The 18,580-nt window shown below is 54.3% G+C and carries 19 protein-coding genes; 10 read left to right on the top strand and 9 right to left on the bottom strand.

Features of this window, described 5'->3' with window-relative positions; all coding sequences use genetic code 11:
- Positions 1 to 40: 40 nt before the first annotated feature.
- Both R8G34_12440 and R8G34_12435 read right to left on the bottom strand, forming a co-directional pair.
- Positions 41 to 1,591 carry a PAS-domain containing protein gene (locus R8G34_12440; GenBank protein MDW3223671.1) on the bottom strand — a complete coding sequence of 517 codons (1,551 nt, stop codon included), beginning with the start codon at positions 1,589 to 1,591 and terminating at the stop codon, positions 41 to 43.
- Between the two features lie 82 nt (positions 1,592 to 1,673).
- Positions 1,674 to 3,062, bottom strand: coding sequence for an ActS/PrrB/RegB family redox-sensitive histidine kinase (locus tag R8G34_12435; protein ID MDW3223670.1), 1,389 nt, complete (start codon positions 3,060 to 3,062; stop codon positions 1,674 to 1,676).
- Positions 3,063 to 3,158: 96 nt separating this feature from the next.
- Here R8G34_12435 and R8G34_12430 point away from each other — a divergent pair, with 96 nt between their 5' ends.
- Both R8G34_12430 and R8G34_12425 read left to right on the top strand, forming a co-directional pair.
- A complete protein-coding gene (locus tag R8G34_12430; protein ID MDW3223669.1) occupies positions 3,159 to 3,776 on the top strand; it encodes an SCO family protein in 618 nt (205 codons plus the stop codon).
- Positions 3,777 to 3,865: 89 nt separating this feature from the next.
- Positions 3,866 to 4,420 carry an ActR/PrrA/RegA family redox response regulator transcription factor gene (locus tag R8G34_12425; protein MDW3223668.1) on the top strand — a complete coding sequence of 185 codons (555 nt, stop codon included), beginning with the start codon at positions 3,866 to 3,868 and terminating at the stop codon, positions 4,418 to 4,420.
- A gap of 38 nt (positions 4,421 to 4,458) precedes the next feature.
- Here R8G34_12425 and R8G34_12420 read toward each other — a convergent pair whose 3' ends face one another.
- Together R8G34_12420 and R8G34_12415 are read right to left on the bottom strand one after the other, a co-directional pair.
- Positions 4,459 to 4,944 carry a GNAT family N-acetyltransferase gene (locus R8G34_12420; protein MDW3223667.1) on the bottom strand — a complete coding sequence of 162 codons (486 nt, stop codon included), beginning with the start codon at positions 4,942 to 4,944 and terminating at the stop codon, positions 4,459 to 4,461.
- Positions 4,941 to 5,537 (bottom strand): HD family hydrolase, encoded by a 597-nt coding sequence (locus R8G34_12415; protein MDW3223666.1) that lies wholly within the window; start codon positions 5,535 to 5,537, stop codon positions 4,941 to 4,943. Before R8G34_12415 ends, R8G34_12420 begins: the two co-directional genes overlap by 4 nt.
- A 283-nt stretch (positions 5,538 to 5,820) precedes the next feature.
- Between R8G34_12415 and ahcY the strand changes: the two genes are divergently transcribed.
- Complete coding sequence (gene ahcY, locus R8G34_12410) at positions 5,821 to 7,209, top strand: adenosylhomocysteinase (protein MDW3223665.1); 1,389 nt, start codon at positions 5,821 to 5,823, stop codon at positions 7,207 to 7,209.
- A gap of 627 nt (positions 7,210 to 7,836) precedes the next feature.
- Entirely contained in the window at positions 7,837 to 8,178 is a 342-nt protein-coding gene (locus tag R8G34_12405) for a DUF2853 family protein (GenBank protein ID MDW3223664.1), read from the top strand.
- A 239-nt stretch (positions 8,179 to 8,417) separates the two neighbouring features.
- Here R8G34_12405 and R8G34_12400 read toward each other — a convergent pair whose 3' ends face one another.
- From R8G34_12400 to tsaD, 5 genes are read right to left on the bottom strand one after another with little or no spacing between them, the layout of a single operon-like run.
- Positions 8,418 to 8,813 carry a DUF1761 domain-containing protein gene (locus R8G34_12400; protein ID MDW3223663.1) on the bottom strand — a complete coding sequence of 132 codons (396 nt, stop codon included), beginning with the start codon at positions 8,811 to 8,813 and terminating at the stop codon, positions 8,418 to 8,420.
- Between the two features lie 50 nt (positions 8,814 to 8,863).
- Positions 8,864 to 9,283 (bottom strand): EVE domain-containing protein, encoded by a 420-nt coding sequence (locus tag R8G34_12395; protein ID MDW3223662.1) that lies wholly within the window; start codon positions 9,281 to 9,283, stop codon positions 8,864 to 8,866.
- A complete protein-coding gene (locus tag R8G34_12390; GenBank protein MDW3223661.1) occupies positions 9,283 to 9,555 on the bottom strand; it encodes a YciI family protein in 273 nt (90 codons plus the stop codon). Before R8G34_12390 ends, R8G34_12395 begins: the two co-directional genes overlap by 1 nt.
- The gene (locus tag R8G34_12385; protein MDW3223660.1) at positions 9,556 to 10,518 is read right to left on the bottom strand and encodes an NAD(P)H-dependent glycerol-3-phosphate dehydrogenase; all 963 of its coding nucleotides are present in this window, start codon (positions 10,516 to 10,518) and stop codon (positions 9,556 to 9,558) included.
- The gene (gene tsaD, locus R8G34_12380) at positions 10,515 to 11,612 is read right to left on the bottom strand and encodes a tRNA (adenosine(37)-N6)-threonylcarbamoyltransferase complex transferase subunit TsaD (GenBank protein MDW3223659.1); all 1,098 of its coding nucleotides are present in this window, start codon (positions 11,610 to 11,612) and stop codon (positions 10,515 to 10,517) included. Before tsaD ends, R8G34_12385 begins: the two co-directional genes overlap by 4 nt.
- A gap of 102 nt (positions 11,613 to 11,714) precedes the next feature.
- On the opposite strand from tsaD, the gene R8G34_12375 reads away from it, so the two are divergent.
- The 6 genes from R8G34_12375 (at position 11,715) to R8G34_12350 (ending at position 18,526) form a co-directional block, all read left to right on the top strand.
- On the top strand, positions 11,715 to 12,398 hold the full coding sequence (locus tag R8G34_12375; GenBank protein MDW3223658.1) for a uroporphyrinogen-III synthase: 684 nt from the start codon (positions 11,715 to 11,717) through the stop codon (positions 12,396 to 12,398).
- 69 nt (positions 12,399 to 12,467) lie between these two features.
- Positions 12,468 to 13,838, top strand: coding sequence for a hypothetical protein (locus R8G34_12370; GenBank protein ID MDW3223657.1), 1,371 nt, complete (start codon positions 12,468 to 12,470; stop codon positions 13,836 to 13,838).
- A 14-nt stretch (positions 13,839 to 13,852) separates the two neighbouring features.
- Positions 13,853 to 15,346: a heme biosynthesis HemY N-terminal domain-containing protein gene (locus R8G34_12365; GenBank protein MDW3223656.1), complete on the top strand. Its 1,494-nt coding sequence runs from the start codon at positions 13,853 to 13,855 to the stop codon at positions 15,344 to 15,346.
- Between the two features lie 68 nt (positions 15,347 to 15,414).
- Positions 15,415 to 17,670 carry a heavy metal translocating P-type ATPase gene (locus R8G34_12360; protein MDW3223655.1) on the top strand — a complete coding sequence of 752 codons (2,256 nt, stop codon included), beginning with the start codon at positions 15,415 to 15,417 and terminating at the stop codon, positions 17,668 to 17,670.
- Positions 17,667 to 18,056 carry a Cu(I)-responsive transcriptional regulator gene (cueR, locus tag R8G34_12355; protein MDW3223654.1) on the top strand — a complete coding sequence of 130 codons (390 nt, stop codon included), beginning with the start codon at positions 17,667 to 17,669 and terminating at the stop codon, positions 18,054 to 18,056. The genes R8G34_12360 and cueR overlap by 4 nt, the downstream gene beginning before the upstream one ends.
- 47 nt (positions 18,057 to 18,103) lie before the next feature.
- Positions 18,104 to 18,526, top strand: a complete 423-nt coding sequence (locus tag R8G34_12350) for a thioesterase family protein (protein ID MDW3223653.1) — start codon at positions 18,104 to 18,106, stop codon at positions 18,524 to 18,526.
- Positions 18,527 to 18,580 lie beyond the last annotated feature (54 nt).

Here is an 18,580-nt window from a genome sequence, read left to right as displayed (position 1 = left end):
GCTTACCGCGCAGGGCTGTGGCTGCAAGGTTTAACCCGACCTATAGGGTGCGCGAATCCAGTTTGGGTGCTTCAAGCTTTGCAATGGGGGTTTCGGTTTTGATAAAGCGAATGACGGTCGCCCCGGACGCTATGCGCGAGACGGTGCAGGACAATAGCGCGCCGTCATGCAATGTGACGGGCATTTCCCAGGATGTGCGCTCGCTTATGTTTCGGACAAAATCGGTCAGAGCCGCCCAGCGCGCACCCGATTTGCATTGCTGTTTCCATGCCTCGACTGAGTCCAAAACTGTGACGTCTGCGAAGGAGTTGTCGGGGTCCAGACCCCAGAGTTCCCGGTAGGCAAGGTTGCAAAACGTGAGTACCCCGGTCGAGGAAAACACAACGAGGCCTTCATCGAAGGTGTCCATCAGGGATTGGCCAAGTTCCAGTTCCGCACGGAAATTGCGCGTCAGAGAGACTTCCGCGCTGATGTCCTCAATTAAAAAAGCAATGGCTCCGTCTGGATGGGGCCGTCCACGGACGCGGTAAGTTTGACCGGTTTCAAGGGTCCATGTTTCCTGATAGCGGCCGTCAGTCGCAGCGGCTATCACCTCGGAAATTTCCTGGCGCCAGGAGTGGTAGTTCTTTGGCTCCGGCATGCGACGATTTTCGCGCATCCGATCAAAGAACGACAAAAGCGTCGGCCGGCCGCTCAGGAATTCAGCAGGCAGGTCCGTCAGGTCAATCAGGGCTGGATTAAACAGCACTAACTGACCGTTTCGGTCAAAAATGGCCAACCCGATTGCGAGCTGCGCAAAAGTCTTGGCCAATGTCTGGACGAAATTGCGCTGGGCAGCCTCAGATTTGACCACCGCATTTACGTCAACCGCGTGGAAAATCGTGATGTCGCCGACCGTCACGGCGCTTACATCGTACCAGTCCTTGTTGCCGTCTATGCTCGACTGAGTGGACACTCGTTGCCGGCCGACCTTTGCGGTCTTTGAGTTTGCGACTTCAAAAACTGGCTTTTCGGGCTGTGGTGCTGACCTGTGCAGCTTGTCATACAGGTCTTCGTAAGCGAGGTTGAACCATGTTACTTGACCCTGTGCGTCGATTTGCCAAACCGCATGTGGAGTCGTGTCACTGGCGCGCCGCAGATCGGCAAGCTCACGGTGAATGGTACGCAGTTTCTGCGATTGCGCCGCATTGACCATCCGGTCGTCGTTCATCTGAACCTGTGTGAACTGGCCCTTGTGCGTGAGTTTCAGGGTGGCAATGTCTTCGGCATGGCGCGCTTCGATCGTCATGCCATCGATTTGATTTAGATGAGGTTTTTCCGGCAAAGCGGGAAATCGGTTCAACATCCGGTCACGCCATGTCTGCCAGTCGTCTTCTCCCGGGGAGACCTGATACAACTGTTGAGCGGTTTCAGAAGCGTGGTGCAAATCTTCCTGATCAAACAGAAAGGAGATGCCATCCGGTTTTTTTCCGGAAAGGTTTGACGGCGCGACATTCATTGGTTTTTGCGAAGACCGGCTGATCCAAAGCAACCCGGCTGCGGCGCTCAACCCAGCAGCTCCCAAAATGGCAGCAATGTCCCACAAAGGCATAAGCCTTAATTTCCTATCCTGATTGAAGTTAAGTTTACTGTTCACTCAGCTTAGTTAATTCCAGGTTAACTTTGAGCTCTGATCAGGCGGTTATGGGGCGGTTTTCACCCAATCCAACTGAGTCAAAGTCTTTACGTACTTCGATTCTGCTCCGGGGCCAGGTAACTTTGACAACCGCGCCCAAGCTGAGCGAAGTTTCGACCGGTCGACCGATCGGGTCGCGCCCATTGGCAAACTGCAACTCGGCACCTGAACGTTCCAGAAGTGTCTTGGCGATGAACAAGCCCAGACCCATACCTTCATATTCAGGACGCAGGTCATTATGCGATACTGATGGTCTGCGCCGCATAAAAGGATCCCCGATCCTGCCTAACAAGTGGGCTGGGAATCCACAGCCGTCATCCATGATTCGAAGGGAAACAGTATCTTCGTTCCAGCCCGCTTCAATCCAGACTTCGCTTGCGGCAAAGTCGACTGCATTCTGGATCAAATTTCGCAACCCGTGGATTATTTCGGGTTCTCTGTGAATAACGGGCTGAAGAACCGGATCATCGAGGTGGATGAAATGCACCGGCTTACCGCGCTCCATATGCGGTTCTGCCGCCTCTTCGACCAAAGCCATCAAAGGCGCACGGCGCAGATGAAGATCGTCTTTCCCGGCGCGCCCCATATCACGCAAGATGTCCCTGCAACGGTCCGCCTGCTCGCGGATCAAAGCTGCATCTTCGCGTAAGTCAGGGCTGTCGGAAAGCTCCTCGTAGAGTTCACCACTTGCCAGCTTGATGGTCGCAAGAGGGGTGCCAAGCTCATGTGCGGCGGCTGCAACCACGCCCCCAAGGTCCGTCAGTTTCTGTTCACGCGCCAGCGCCATTTGTGTCGCCGCCAAAGCGTCTGACATTGAGTGTATTTCTGATGTGACACGGACCGAATAGGCGCTGATGAAAACAATTGCAATGATCAAGGCGATCCAGTTCCCGAACACAAAAAGCTGAGGGAATTCAAGGACGGTCCCGTTTTCTGTTTGAAGCGGCAAGTAGAGTCGAGACAGCAATGACACCATGATGATCGCTGTACTGCCGAGCACGACCGTCGATCTTAACGTCAACACGGCGGCTGAAATGGTAACCGGCCCCAACATCAGAAGCGCAAACGGGTTGTGAAGTCCGCCTGTCAGGAACAAAAGAGCGCTCAATTGCAACAAATCGAACATGACCATCAGCATGTTTTCAACTTCGCTCAGACGTTTGTTTTCTGGAAACACGAAAATGGCGACGAGATTGGCAATGACTGACGCACCAACAACGAAATAACACAGGCCGATTTCAAGCTGTAAGCCGTACCAGTATTGCGCAACAACAATCGCCGTTAACTGACCCCCAATGGCGAACCAGCGCAGTAAAATCATGGTCCGAAGCCGGATCCAGTTTGCGCGGGTGTCGCCGCTCAGAGGTCTGAGGTCGGTTTGGGGCATTCTGCTCACCGCTTGTTGAGTTGCATAGATGTCGCAGGACGTTAGGTCTTCAATTTGATAATGATACCCTAACGCACTTCAGGAGAAGCGAAACCCATGCGCTATATTGCCTCGATTTCTGCCCTCGCAATTGCCGGACTTCTTGGCGGTATCTGGTATGCCTCTCAATCGTCGCAGGGAAACGATCAGTTTGCCCAATGTCGCGCAAGCCAGGTGGCCGGTGGCGCCGGGTCCATTGGTGGTCCATTCGAATTGGTCAACAGCCGGGGAGAAACTGTAACGGACACGGATGTGATCACTGAGCCTTCTATTGTGTACTTTGGGTACACTTTTTGTCCTGACGTCTGCCCGATCGATACGGCGCGCAACGCGGAAGCTGTGGATGTTCTGGCAGAGAATAACATCTCCGTCACGCCAGTATTTATCTCAATCGATCCCAAAAGAGACACGCCAGAAGTTGTCGGGGATTTTGCTGAAAACCTGCATGAACGTATGATTGGCCTGACTGGATCACCCGAGCAGGTGAAAGCTGCCAGCGAGGCATATCGCACGTATTACAAGGCACATGACGACGATGATGAATACTACCTCGTCGATCACTCCACCTTTAGTTATCTGGTGTTACCTGAACATGGGTTCGTGGAGTTTTTCCGCCGAGAGACCTCTGTAGATGATATGGTGAAAACCGTATCCTGCTTTGCTGAAAACGCGTGATTCTTCCTGCGTATGTCCGGGAAATTTGACGAAGCCCCCTTACTGAAACATATAAGTGATCATATTGAGTGCGCTAAGGAAGGCTTCCGATGCAGGATGCAGCAGAACTGAAACTTGGAGATGACACCAGCCTGTTATTGGTGGATGATGACGAACCATTTTTGCGTCGTCTTGCAAAAGCAATGGAAAAACGTGGTTTTTCGGTCGAGATGGCGGATTCCGTCGCTGCTGGTAAGGCAATTGCGACAGCCCGGCCACCGGCGTTCGCGGTCATAGATCTGCGACTTGAAGATGGAAATGGTCTCGACGTTGTGGAAGTTCTGCGCGAGCATCGCCCGGATGTAAGGGTGGTGGTTCTGACTGGATACGGTGCTATTGCAACCGCTGTTGCGGCCGTAAAAATCGGGGCGACGGATTATTTGTCAAAACCAGCGGATGCGGCGGACATCGTGAATGCTCTGTTGGCGCGCGGTGATGATCTTCCGCCGCCTCCTGAAAACCCGATGAGCGCTGATCGCGTGCGTTGGGAGCATATTCAACGCGTGTTCGAGCTATGTGATCGAAATGTCAGCGAAACGGCGCGGCGGCTCAACATGCATCGCCGGACTTTACAGCGCATTTTGGCTAAGCGTTCACCACGTTAATGTCTTATCCAAGAACGGCTTCTGGCCATCTTGACCAACTAGACATCAAATCGTTTGCTGATCTTGTTCACGACCTGGCCGCTGTCGAGCACAACGCCTTCGTCGAAATGCCAGTCTCTGAACCCACGGCTTTGATAATATGTCAATCCGCCCTCATTGTCCGCGCGAATCGTCGCGTTGATCCAGTCGTAACCCAGCGCTTTGGCCGCCTTCGACGTCGCTTCAAACAGCGCCGAGCCTATGCCAAGGCCGGACTGTCCAATCTGAACGAATGTGGCGACATCAACGGCCTGGGGCGGTAACAAGACATGCGGTGCGATCCATTGAAATCCGACAACCTCTTCTCGTTCATTGACCGCCACATGCCAGGCTGACCGGCCCGGTGCAGCGTTCATCCATTCTGTGATGTCTGTTGCGGTGACCGGGCGGGTGAGGGCTGTTGTTCCGCCCCTTTCAATAATGGCATTGAGGAGCTTGGCCATTGATCCGCTGTCCAATGCCATTGCCGGTCGAACCTGAATCATCCGATGGCCTTCAAAAGTTCATCGTGCCGATGAGTAAACGCATTTCTGGTCTCCAAAGGCGGTCGCAGCACAATTTTCAAACCGTCGACAATCGCCGTATCGGGTGCGCCAAATAATCTGTTTGCTTCGGTGACGGAGAATCCCGCAATTTGTGTCGCCTCCATCCAGGCACTAATCCTATCTGCCTTTTTGACCTGCTTCTTGACCGGTGCCGGTACTGCAGCCGGTAAGCCAAAGCGGATGTGCACAGCCGCAGTGAGACGGTCATCCAATGCGCCGTATCCCGGGCCAACGGCTGCCTTAACCGGAGAAATCATGTCACCGATCACATATTCGGGTGCATCATGAAGCAGCGCTGCAAGTCGCCATTTGGCGGGCGCCTTTGGCGAAATCCGGCTGAAAAGGGTTTCCACCAATAAGGAATGCTCAGCTACAGAATATGCGTAGTCCCCACTTGTTTGACCATTCCAACGCGCCACAAAGGCCAGCCCATGCGCAATATCTTCGATTTCAATATCGACAGGTGTCGGATCCAGCAGATCAAGCCTGCGACCCGATAACATTCGCTGCCACGCGCGTTTCGGTTTTGCCATATTCTAACCGCTCGATTTCTTCGTCATACGTCAGATCTGCAACTAAACGCATCTGATGTTGGATCGCCACCCGTTACTGACATGTCAGGCGGTCAAAATGGACCATTCGGGTGGGGATTAAAACGCTCTGACTTCGTGTTTTGGATAGGCTGTTCTGCGGGGCGAAATTGCTTCAACGCGCAAAAATAAACGATGAGTTCATAGAGATTCAACCTGAAGGATTGTTTCATGCTATCGCGGGTGCTATCTGCGCTGCAAATCGCGCAGATAGGAATCTGATCTCATGACTAACGACTATATTGTAAAAGACATAGCACTTGCTGAATACGGGCGCAAAGAGCTTAACATTGCGGAAACTGAAATGCCGGGGTTGATGGCTCTGCGCGATGAATATGGTGAGAGCAAGCCGCTCAAGGGTTCACGCATCGTTGGCTCTTTGCACATGACTATCCAGACTGCAGTTCTGATTGAAACACTGGTTGCGTTGGGCGCGGATGTGCGCTGGGCGTCCTGTAATATTTTTTCTACCCAGGATCACGCCGCAGCGGCGATCGCAGCGGGCGGTACTCCTGTTTTCGCGATCAAAGGTCAGACTTTGGAGGAGCATTGGGACTACCTGGACAAATCCTTCATGTTCGAGGAAGGCCCCAACCTGATCCTTGATGATGGGGGTGACGCCACGCTCTATATTCTTTTGGGTGCTCGTGCTGAGGCGGGTGAGGAAGTCATTCCGGTGCCAGGCTCTGAAGAAGAAGTCGCCATTAAGGCACAGATCAAAAAGCGTCTTGAGGCCAGTCCTGGTTGGTTCACCAAAATGCGCAACCAGATTGTAGGCGTTTCCGAGGAAACAACGACTGGTGTGCACCGCCTTTATGAATTGGTGCGAGATGGCCAGTTGCCCTTCCCGGCGATCAACGTGAACGATTCTGTCACCAAATCAAAGTTCGACAATAAATACGGTTGTAAAGAGTCGCTGGTCGACGGCATTCGCCGCGCGACGGACACAATGATGGCAGGCAAAGTCGCCGTGGTAATGGGCTACGGTGATGTGGGCAAAGGCTCTGCGGCCTCATTGCGCGGGGCTGGCGCGCGCGTCAAGGTGACCGAGGTTGATCCGATTTGCGCGCTTCAGGCCGCCATGGATGGTTTTGAGGTTGTGTTGCTAGAAGATGTGGTGGGATCGGCCGATATTTTCATCACGACCACGGGCAACAAAGACGTTATCCGTATCGAGCATATGCGCGAGATGAAAGACATGGCCATCGTCGGCAACATTGGACACTTTGACAACGAAATTCAGGTTGCCGCCCTGAAAAATCACAAATGGACCAATATCAAAGAACAAGTAGACATGATCGAGATGCCAAATGGCAATCGCTTGATTCTGCTTTCCGAAGGGCGTTTGCTGAACCTTGGGAACGCAACAGGTCACCCATCTTTTGTGATGTCTGCATCCTTCACCAATCAGGTTCTGGCTCAGATCGAGCTGTGGACCAAAGGCGATGAGTATAAGAATGATGTCTACATCTTGCCCAAGCATCTGGATGAAAAAGTTGCGCGGCTGCACCTTGATCGGATCGGTGTGAAGTTGAGCAAACTGGATGCTGATCAAGCGGCCTACATCGGCGTTGCCCCAGAAGGCCCGTTCAAGCCGGAGCATTATCGCTACTGATCACAGCATTTTTTCCTCCCAAAACCCTTTGGTCTGCGTTGGTTAAGCTGCTGGCTTCTGGGCATTGGGAGGAAACCTAATTGCTTGTCTCCAAGCAGTCGCTGTCATCTTTTCCGGACGGGCTTTCAATGATTCCGGGCAGTTTCGCAGGTTTGACAAATAGCCTTCGAGCAGCTTTGCGTTTCAGATCTGATCGTCATTTAACTTGGAATTTGAGGCGGGTTCGGTGCCGATTGAAATGAAGGCCGCGAAAACAGAACATGCGGCCTATGATTTATGCGCTTCTGGCGGACACTGAAATGCGACCTTACACATGACTTTGCCACTTGCAATGCAAGATAGAAATTTCGTGAATCTGTGGATTGAATTCCGATAAACGCCCGCGCTTGCGAGCTTGTCACAATTGGCAATCAACTGATTGCCACACCGGTGTAGTCGAGGGCACGTGGTCGGCGACGGGAGGTGCTGCTGCTGATCAGCTTTCAGCGGCGTATCTCCTGTTGATGGGTCAATTCCGCCGAGAGGCGTCCGGGAAAAATTTCCCCCTTTTTCCAAAACACTTTGATTGCTACGCTTTTTTCTGTGAAGGCCCAAAACGGCCATATTTTTAAATGACGGGGACTATTTATGGGTAAGAGAGACGATTTGATCGCGCAATATGCAGACGATCTGACGAAAAAATGCGGGATGACACCGGATATGGATTTGTTGACCAAAGTGACCATTGGGTGTGGTCCGTCGATTTATGATGCAGATGCGGCGACAGTTGCAAGCAGCCAAGCCAGCGAAATAGAGACGGTAAAAAACAATTTCCTGATTAAGAAGCTTGGATTGTCCGACGGTCCGGAGCTTTCTGCGGCGATTGAAAAAACCATTGAAACTTACGGCAAATCCGAGCGTAACAAGTATCGGGCAGTCGTGTATTATATGCTGACAAAGCACTTTGGCAAAGAAACCGTATACGGCTGACAACAGCTGAATTTACCTGGAAACGCTTCCTCTTCCTAAGGAAGCGTTTCATTTTTGTCGGGCTTTTAAACTATTGAAAGTTTGTGCTTCCAAGCCTTTGCATGTATCACTAACTCATCCGGCCAGCATGGCCAGGACCAGTTTTGATCTCGTGCAGTGGGTGAAGTGCACGTGGGGTGAAGAAGGGTTCTGGCATATTGTCGGGACCCTTCATCTTTTTCTACGACAAAAAAGCGCGCTTAGAACAGCATGAGGACTGTGCCAATCACGGTGCATCCGAAAGTTGCGTATCCACCATCTATCAGGATCAGCGTTTTCGGACGCGCGCCAAAGCTGTAAAAAGTTGCGATCCAAGGACTTACCAAAAACAGTCCGATTCCGAAACCGGATACCAGCCCCTTGCCGATGGTATCAATACCGCTCAACTCAAACACGTGCCGCATCATGCCGGCCACCAATATCGCGCCCAGCAAGCTGGTGATGTAAGGTACGGGGTCTGACCTGTTTGCGGGAACGCCCTCCTCGTTTAGGGGTACTCCGGAGGCAACCATCCATTTGTGGGCAAAACCAGTGTACCACACAGCGCCAAAGACAAAACCAGCGACTCCGGCGATTGCGACGCTCAGAAATTCCATGACGATCTCTCCTTTATGGGTTGTAAGCTGCCTTTGATGCGCCAGCCGCGTTATTGCGGCACGCCGGCCATCTCGCAAATGATCTGCCATTCCCGTGCTGTGACGGGCTGCACAGACAATCTTGAATTTCGGACCAGCACCATATCGGACAGGCGCTCGTCTGCTTTTACATCATCGAGCGTTATAGGTGTTTTCACAGACGTCACCGCCTTGATATCCACACATTCCCACCGGGGGTCGTCGGTTGTGCTGTCTGCATGCGCCTCAGTACTGACCTCGACAATGCCGACGATCGCGCGCTCTTTTTGTGAATGGTAAAAGAAGCCCAGATCCCCGACTTTCATATCTCGCATGAAATTGCGCGCCTGATAGTTGCGAACTCCATCCCATTCCTCGCCAATGTCTCCTTTGGCGATTTGATCTTCCCAACTCCATGTCGAGGGTTCCGATTTGAAAAGCCAATAAGCCATCAGCCGATCACCCGGTTCCATTGGACAAGCCGGACGGAGGCGAACAATCCTGCTTTGCCATAGGGATCTCCGTCGACCCAAGCCTGAGCAGACTCCATATCAGCAACATCCAGAATGATCAGTGATCCAGCCATTTCGCCCTGATCGTCCAGCAAAGGTCCGGCTTGTTGAACCGCATCGCCCGATTTCAGATAGGCAACATGCGCGGGGCGATTTTCCTGACGGATCGGCAAAGCGCCAGGTTTGTCGTGAGCGATGAGAGCAACAAGCATTTATTCTTCCTTCAGGCTACGAGACAAAAGGCCATGCATGGCCTCCTTCACATCCAAACGCTTTTCGATCAAACCCGCAACTGCCGATGTGATGGGCATGTCGAGACCTTCTTTTTCGGCCATCCTATGTGCCGCAAGGGCGGTTGCAGCGCCTTCGACTGTTGTCTCGGGGTCAAATTTGGCGCCCTCACCCAACGAAACACCCAGTCTGTAATTGCGGGATTGGAGAGACGTGCAGGTCAGCACCAGATCCCCAAAACCGGACAATCCCGACAGCGTGTTTGGTTCAGCACCTCGCTTTAAGGCCAGGCGCTGCATTTCAGCAAATCCGCGGGTCAGAACGGCAGCCCGTGCGCTTTCGCCCAAACCCGCACCAATTGCCGCGCCACAGGCAATGGCGATGACGTTTTTCAGAGCGCCGCCAAGTGCCGCGCCGACAGTATCTTGTGTTCGATACAAGCGCAGGGTTGGTGTGGACAGCATGTGTTGCAATCTGTGACCTGCCTCGTCGTTTGCACATGCGAGTGTCAGGCCTGTGGGCAGGCCATTGGCGATATCGCGTGCAAAACTCGGGCCTGTGAGCAGGGCGCTCGTGGTATCGCGCAGGCTTTTTGACAGGATTTCCAACGGACCCAGGCCGGATTCAAGGTCGATCCCTTTGCAGCAGGCGACCAATGTTTTTTGTTGCAGGTGTTCGGCATTGGCCGCCACGAAGCTGCGCAGTTGTTGCATAGGCACGGCCAGCAAAACAACGTCGGCCTTGCAAGCCTGTGCCAATGAAGCGGTGACGCTCAGTTGATCCGGAAAGGCACAATCTGGCAGACGCGCGCGGTTCTGCTTCTGCTCAGTCATCGCCTTTGCATGCTCGTTGTTCCGACACCACAGTGTGACTGGTGTGGTTTTAGACAAGCAAATCGCCAATGCGGTGCCAAAAGCACCCGCCCCCAAAACCGTAACGCTCACGCCTTGGCGCCTTTCTTGCCGCTGCCAAGCATTGCCGGGCTTTTTTCATCCAATGGCCATCGGGGCCGTGCCGAAAGCGTCAGATCGTCCGCCTCGCGACTCCCCATTTGTTCCAGCGCTGCAAAGGCGATCATTGCTGCATTGTCGGTACAAAGCACGAGAGGTGGCGCAATGAACTCTGATCCCAACTGCTGTGAAACAATCTCTAACCTAGACCGAATGGCGCTGTTTGCAGCCACGCCACCTGCCACACATAAAGCGGGTCTTGTTGGTTTGCTCTGCAAATAAAGCTCCAAGGCGCGCTCCGTTTTTTCCGCAAGAACGTCGACGACTGCGGCCTGAAACCCGGCACAAAGATCTGAGCGTGCCTGTCGCGGAAGACCGCCGTGCTCTTCCATGATCTTGTTGCGCGTGCGCAATACGGCTGTTTTCAGCCCGGAAAAGGACAGATCACAACCCGGCCTATCCAAAAGGGGCCGCGGCAAACTGTAAATCGTCGCATCACCTTGCAGCGATTCCTGCTCCACAGAGGGCCCACCGGGTTGTGGTAAACCCACAAGCCTTGCGACTTTGTCAAAAGCTTCCCCGGGCGCATCGTCAATGGTGCCGCCCAAACGTTCGAAATGATGCGGCCCATGAACGATCAGGAACTGGCAATGCCCACCTGACACCAAGAGCATTAAGTAGGGATACGCAACGTCATCTGTCATGCGCGGGGTCAGAGCGTGACCGGCGAGGTGGTTTATTCCGTAAAGCGGCGCGCCTGTAGCCATGGATAATCCTTTGGCGCACATCACGCCAGACACAACCCCACCGATAAGTCCCGGACCTGCCGTCACGGCGATGGCATTGATGTCGTTCAAAGAGACGTTGGCCTCGCTCAAAGCCTCTTCAACGCAGAAATCAAGCATTTCAGCATGCGCACGCGCGGCAATCTCCGGCACGACGCCGCCAAACCGGGCATGCAGGCTTGATTGACCATGCACAATGCTCGACAGAATCGTCGCCTTGCCTTTCGCATCGCACCGCAAAAGCGCCGCGGCAGTATCATCGCAGCTGCTTTCCAAACCAAGAACTGTAAATGAATGTGCCAAGTTGAGATCCCGTTGCATGCGCCTGAGGCGGGAGGTAACACCGTAAATGGTTGCAAACAATCCTGAGGGTCATTGATGAGCGTTGCCCGGATACCAGTGATCATGACTCGCCCGGAGGGATCCAATGCTCGGTTCCTTGATGCGATGCCCGTTGATATGCGGCGGTGCGTCCATGCGGTGCTCAGCCCACTGATTGAGATCGTGCAACATGACGCAGTTCCGAACATTGGCGCGCGCGATGCCGTGATTTTCACATCCGCAAACGGTGTCCGGTTTGCGCCTGAGGGTTTGGGCAGGGATGCTTATTGCGTCGGGGATGCAACACGGCAGGCTGCCGCACGAATGGGCTGGAGCGGTCGTTGTCTTGGCGAGACCTCTGCGGGATTGGTTGATGCGTTGATTGCACAGCCGCCGGACGCAAAATTGTGGCACTTGTCCGGCCTCCACACACGCGGCGCGATTGTTGAAAAGCTTGCTGCGGCGGGCCTGACCGCGCGCCGAGTACCGCTTTATGATCAGAGGCTGTTACCGCTCAATCGCGACGCACTTGCGGTTTTGCAGGCAGATCAGCGCGTGATTGTTCCGCTGTTCTCTCCTCGTACGGCGCATCAGTTCGCTCAGAATTGCCCAAAGAAAGCGACGCCAAATCTGCTTTGCTTGAGCGATGCAGTGGCTGAACCGCTTCATATCCTGAACAGTAGATCACTTGATGTCGCAGCATCCCCAAACGCACGGGCGATGTTGGATGGTCTTGAAAAACTACTCGCGCGAGTCAGCTTGGGTTGAGGGGAGAGGTATGCGCGAGTAAGGTTGATCGAGGGTGCCCCATGGGCAGATTCGAAAAGGGTGAGTGATTTGGCGAAAGAAAAGAAACAAAAGGCAGATGACCCTGCCAAATTGTCTGACGGTGAGACCGAACTGGAAACGTCAGAAAAGCTGCTAGACTCTGCCAGTTCGCCCCTGGACGAAAATCAAATCCTTGAAGGTACCTTGATCGACGAGGCAACGGATGCCGCGGTGGAAAATGTTTCTGAAGATCCAGAGCCCTATGGTCCTGTTGAAGAGCATCTTCAATCTGAACAAGATCCTATTGCAGACGTATTAGAACATGATCTGGAACAAGATCCAGAACTGAAAGAGGATGAAAAGGACGATCAACTGGACGACGCCACCGAAGCGGTAGTTGAGACAAAAGACGAAGTTTCCGACGAAGTCGCAGAAGAGGTCATCGAAGAAAAACCTTCCCCGCCGCCGCCTGTTCAGGAGAAAAGTTCAGTCTGGCCGGCCGTTTTTGGCGGCGTAGTGGCCGCGATGTTGGGGTTCATTGCGGGCCGTGCAGATCAGTTAGATGCATACTTGCCTGCATCTATGCAGCGTGAAGCCACCGATCTGGCGCCTTTGGTGGCGCAGGCATCGGCACTGAATGAACGGATTGAGGCACTCGAAACTGTCGAGGTACCAGAAACAACGCCTCCGGATTTGACGGGTCTGGCGTCTGATGCGGCAATGCAATCGGCGATGTCCGAAATTGATCGCCTGACGGCAGTCGTGTCGGAACTGACGCAGCGGGTTGATACCGTTGAAGCCCGGCCCGTTGAGACCGTCGAAACCATCGTACAACAGCCAGTTGAAGCGCCCGACAACAGCGAAGAAATCGAAGTGTTGCAGGCAGCTGTTCAGGCGCTGCAGGAACAGATCAGTGCCGACGAGGCGCTGGCAAAATCCGACGCCCAGCGCATTTTGGCGCAGGCCGCACTGACGCGCGTGGTAACGGCTGTTGACAGCGGAGAGACCTTTGAACCGGCTTTGGGCGCGCTGCAAGAGGTTGCCCCGGTGGAGGTTCCGGATGCACTGAGGGCCGCTGCGAGCGAGGGTGTTCCCAGTATGTCTGTGTTGCGGGAAAATTTCCCCGATGCGGCGCGGGCAGCGCTGGCGGCCGCGCGGGCTGAGGTGCCGGAAACAGAGGTTTCCGGTATCGGTGGTTTCTTCCGCCGTCAGTTGAATGTGCGTTCTGTGACGCCGCGTGAAGGCAGCGACCCGGACGCGGTTCTGTCGCGCGCAGAAGCAGCTGTGAACGGTGGAAACCTTCAAGAAGCGCTGACGGAACTTGATGCGCTGCCAGATCCAGCCAAAGCTGCCATGCAAAGCTGGTTGGAGGACGCCAACGCGCGTCAAAGCGCGCGCGAAGCTGCTCAGAATTTGGCGGATAGCCTGACGGTCAATTAAGAAAGACACCTATTATGCTTTGGTCCTTGATTAAAATAGTCCTTTTTGTTGTCGCTGTTGCAGCGCTGGCGCTTGGGGCAGGATACCTGTTGGAAAGCGAAGGCGGTGTTCAGGTCACCGTGATGGGCAGTGAATACACATTCAGTCCGATCCAGTCCGTGATCGCGGTAATTGTATTGGTCGTTGGCGTCTGGATTCTTTTGAAATTACTGTCACTGCTCTTGGCAACATGGCGGTTTCTGGCGGGCGATGAGACAGCCCTGTCGCGGTATTTCGATCGAAACCGCGAGCGCAAAGGTTTTGATGCCTTGTCTGAGGGGTTGATGGCTTTGGCAAGTGGAGAGGGTCGCGTGGCAATGGCCAAAGCGGCCAAGGCGGACAAATACCTTAATAAACCCAGTTTGACGAATCTTTTGACCGCTCAAGCGGCCGAGATGGCGGGCGATCGGCGCAAGGCGGAAGAAACCTACAAGAAGCTCGTGGCCGACGATGCAACCCGGTTTGTTGGTGTGCGCGGCATCATGAAACAAAAGCTGGCAGATGGTGACACAGAGACTGCATTGCAATTGGCGGAGCGTGCTTTTGCGATCAAACCCAAGCATGAAGAAGTACAAGATGTCCTGTTGAAATTGCAGGCCCAGAACGAAGATTGGTCTGGTGCCCGCGAGACGCTCAGTGCCAAACTCAAGCACGGCAGTCTGCCGCGCGATGTTCATAAACGCCGGGATGCGGTGCTTGCATTGTCAGAGGCAAAGGACATCATCGACGATGGCAATTCCATCGAGACGCAGGAAAAGGCAATCGAGGCCAACAAGCTTTCGCCCGATCTTATTCCGGCGGCGGTGATGGCGGCCCAAAGCTACATCGAGAAGGGCAAACCCAGGTTGGCAACGCGGCTTCTGACGAAGGCATGGGAGACCTCACCGCACCCTGATCTGGCAGCGGCCTTTGCGGCCATTGCCCCGGACGAAACGCCGCCGCAACGGATCAAGCGATTTGTGGGGTTAACGCGCATGAACATAGATGATCCGGAAACGCGTATGCTGCTGGCGGAATTGCATATCGCCAACGAGGATTTCCCCGAAGCGCGTCGTGCGCTGGGCAATCTAGTGGAGACGGATCCGACGGCGCGGTCTGTGACCTTGATGGCGGCTATAGAACGTGGCGCAGGTGCAGAAGACTCGGTTGTGCGCGGTTGGCTGGCGCGTGCCTTGTCCGTCCCGCGCGGGCCTCAATGGATTTGCGACAATTGCCAGCACATCCACGGCGAATGGGCCCCCATGTGTGAAAACTGTGACAGCTTTGATACGCTGGCCTGGAAAAATCCGCCCACGTCCGAAGTGGTTATGCCCGGAGGCGTGCAAATGCTGCCTCTAATCGTTGGTGCGCTTGAGAAGGACAGTGATGCGCCCGCAAACAACGCGGATGTTTCCATCAGTGACAGCATCGAGGACGCGGAAATTCTACCCCCTGACTCGGAAAATCAGGAAACAGCGAAACAAGCCTAGGCTCTTGACCTTCCAGTAGCTGGAACCCTTATATCTACACTTGGATCCGATTTTCGGAGGCTTCGGGTGTGCTTGATTCACATACAGTAACGCTAAGCGTTGAAAAGATGTCGTGCGCGTCCTGTGTTGGGCGCGTCGACAGGGCTTTGGCGGCTGTGCCGGGCGTGATGGACGTCTCGGTCAATCTTGCCACGGAAGAGGCCACCGTATCGCTTGACGGCGCCCATACGGATGCGCAGTCCCTGATCTCTGCTGTGACAAAAGCGGGATATCCGGCAACGCTCGTTCATACGCGTGATCTAAAGAAGACCAACGAAAAGCGTGAAACCATGGCGCACGATCTGGGCAAGCAAACCTTGATTGCCGCGCTCTTGGCCGCACCGGTTGTGGTGCTTGAGATGGGTGCGCATATGATCGCCGGATTTCACCACCTCATCATGCAAACCATTGGAATCGAAACCAGCTGGTGGATTCAATTCGTACTGACAACGGTCCTCCTTGCGGGTCCGGGGCGACATTTCTACGCCACAGGCTTCGCAGCGCTTTTCAAGCGCGCGCCGGATATGAATAGTCTTGTGGCCTTGGGAACTTCTGCGGCCTATGGCTTTTCGGTCTGTGTACTGTTTCTGCCGCATCTCCTTCCAGCAGATGCCCAAGCTGTCTATTTCGAGGCGGCAGCGGTCATTGTGGTTTTCATCCTTTTGGGCAGATGGCTGGAAGCGCGCGCCAAGGGGCGCACGGGTGCTGCGATCAAGTCACTTCTGGGTCTACGGCCGAAAACAGCGCGCGTCATATGCGACGGCAAAGAGAAAACCGTCCCCGTCGAGGACATCGCCGTGGGAGACTTTATTCTGCTGCGGCCGGGAGAACGCATACCTGTGGACGCAGACGTGACCGAGGGCACAAGCCATGTCGATGAAAGCATGATCACAGGTGAACCGCTTCCGGTTGAAAAATCGCTGGGCGGTGCCGTAACTGCCGGGACAATCAATGGTACGGGCAGCCTGATACTTGTGGCCACGCGCGTGGGTGAGGATACTATTCTCTCTGGAATTGTGCGCATGGTTCAGGACGCGCAGGGCGCAAAACTCCCGATACAGGCTCTGGTGGACCGGGTGACACTCTGGTTTGTGCCGGTTGTTCTATTGCTGGCCGCGTCCACTGTTTTGCTGTGGCTTGTTTTTGGACCTGCGCCGGTTTTCTCCCATGCGCTGGTTGCTGGCGTTGCGGTCTTGATCATCGCCTGCCCCTGCGCGATGGGATTGGCAACGCCGACTTCTATTATGGTGGCTACAGGTCGTGCAGCCGAACTGGGCGTGTTGTTTCGCAAGGGTGACGCTTTGCAATCCCTGGCCGCAGTCGATCTGATTGCTTTTGACAAGACCGGAACCCTGACCCGTGGCAAGCCGGAATTGAGCATGCTTGAGACGGTTGACGGATGGAATAATACGGATCTCTTGCGGTTGATTGCCAGTGTCGAAGCCCGCGCCGAACACCCGATTGCAAATGCAATTTTGGACGCTGCCGAAACAGAAGGCATCAAATTGGAGAACGCGACTGAGGTTTCGGCGCTGGGTGGAATGGGCGTTACAGGGCAGGTTTGCGGACGCCAAGTGATCGTCGGAACAGCGCGCCTGATGCAAAAACACAGCGTTGACGTGGCAGGTTTCAACGCTCAGGCTGAGTTGATGGCGCGATCCGGAGCGACAGTGTTTTTTGCCGCGATTGATGAACAGCTGGCGGGGCTGATCGCGGTCTCCGATCAGATCAAACCGAATGCCGCGGCCACCATTGATGCACTCAGGTCGCAAGGCATCGACGTTGCCATGATCACCGGAGACAGGGAAGAAACCGCACAGGCGGTTGGCCGGGAAATAGGTGTCAATCACATCATTTCGGGTGTCATGCCCGCGGGCAAGGTGGCAGCAATGGATCGCCTGCGGGCAACACACCCAAAGGTCGCGTTTGTCGGCGACGGGATCAACGACGCGCCTGTGCTTGCTTCGGCTGATGTCGGTATCGCAATTGGTACAGGAACGGACATCGCGATTGGCGCGGCTGACGTGGTGTTGATGTCGGGGGACCTGAGCGGAGTATCGACGGCATTGAAACTGTCCAGGGCCACAATGCGGAACATCAAACAGAACCTGTTCTGGGCCTTTGGGTATAACACTGCCCTGATTCCGGTGGCGGCGGGTGTTTTATATGCAAGCTATGGCCTCTTGTTGTCTCCGGAACTGGCGGCGGGGGCGATGGCCCTATCCAGCCTCTTCGTACTCAGCAACGCTTTGCGGTTGCGCGGCTTGAACAGGACGGCGACATGAATATTTCAGACGTGTCCAGACGCATCGGGCTGCCGGTGAAAACCATCCGTTACTATGAAGATATCGGGTTGATCGCCCCGGCACGTGCGGGAAATGGGTACAGGCATTTTTCAGACTCTGATCTGCATAAGTTGGCGTTCTTGGGACGCGCACGGTCTTTAGGGTTTGGGATCGAAGCCTGCCGCGGCTTGTTGAGGCTTTACAACGATCAAACAAGAGCAAGCTCTGATGTAAAAGCATTGGCGCAGGAACATTTGAATGAGATTGATCAGAAGATAACCGAACTCGAGGAAATGCGCAAAACGCTGTCTCATCTGATCGACGCTTGCGCGGGGAATGATCGTCCAGACTGTCCCATTCTTGCCGACCTTGCATCGGAGACCTAACGCCGCCTGCCCTTGACGCGCGGGTCAGACGTGTCACCTTCACCCGCATGGCTCAAAGATTTCAACACAAGATCAAGGTTCTGTTTCAGCACTGCGATCCCGCAGGCATCGTTTTCTATCCGCGATATTTTGAGATGGTAAATCAGACTGTTGAGGAATGGCACGAGGTGGGACTGCAGCATTCATTCTCGCAAATGCATCTCGAATCTGGTTACGGCGTCCCGACGGTATCCATCGGCGCAGAGTTCACCGCGCCCAGCCACATGGGGGACGTTCTGACATGGTCGCTGGAGGTAACCAAACTGGGTCGCACGTCGGCCCATTTGAAAATTGTGGCGATGTGTGCGGAACAATTGCGCATGACGGCGACTCCGGTTCTTGTGTCGGTGCACATGGCCACAGGACGTCCGGTGCCATGGTCAGACGCCATCCGCGCGCGCATGGAAACATATTTGATCGCTCTCAAATAATTCATACCTAAAAATTTTAAGCTTGAAACAAATTTTCATTCCGCTACGGTTTGG

The sequence above is a fragment of the Paracoccaceae bacterium genome (assembly GCA_033344815.1).
Lineage (GTDB): Bacteria > Pseudomonadota > Alphaproteobacteria > Rhodobacterales > Rhodobacteraceae > Roseobacter.
This window is presented reverse-complemented; position numbering and strand designations above follow the sequence as displayed.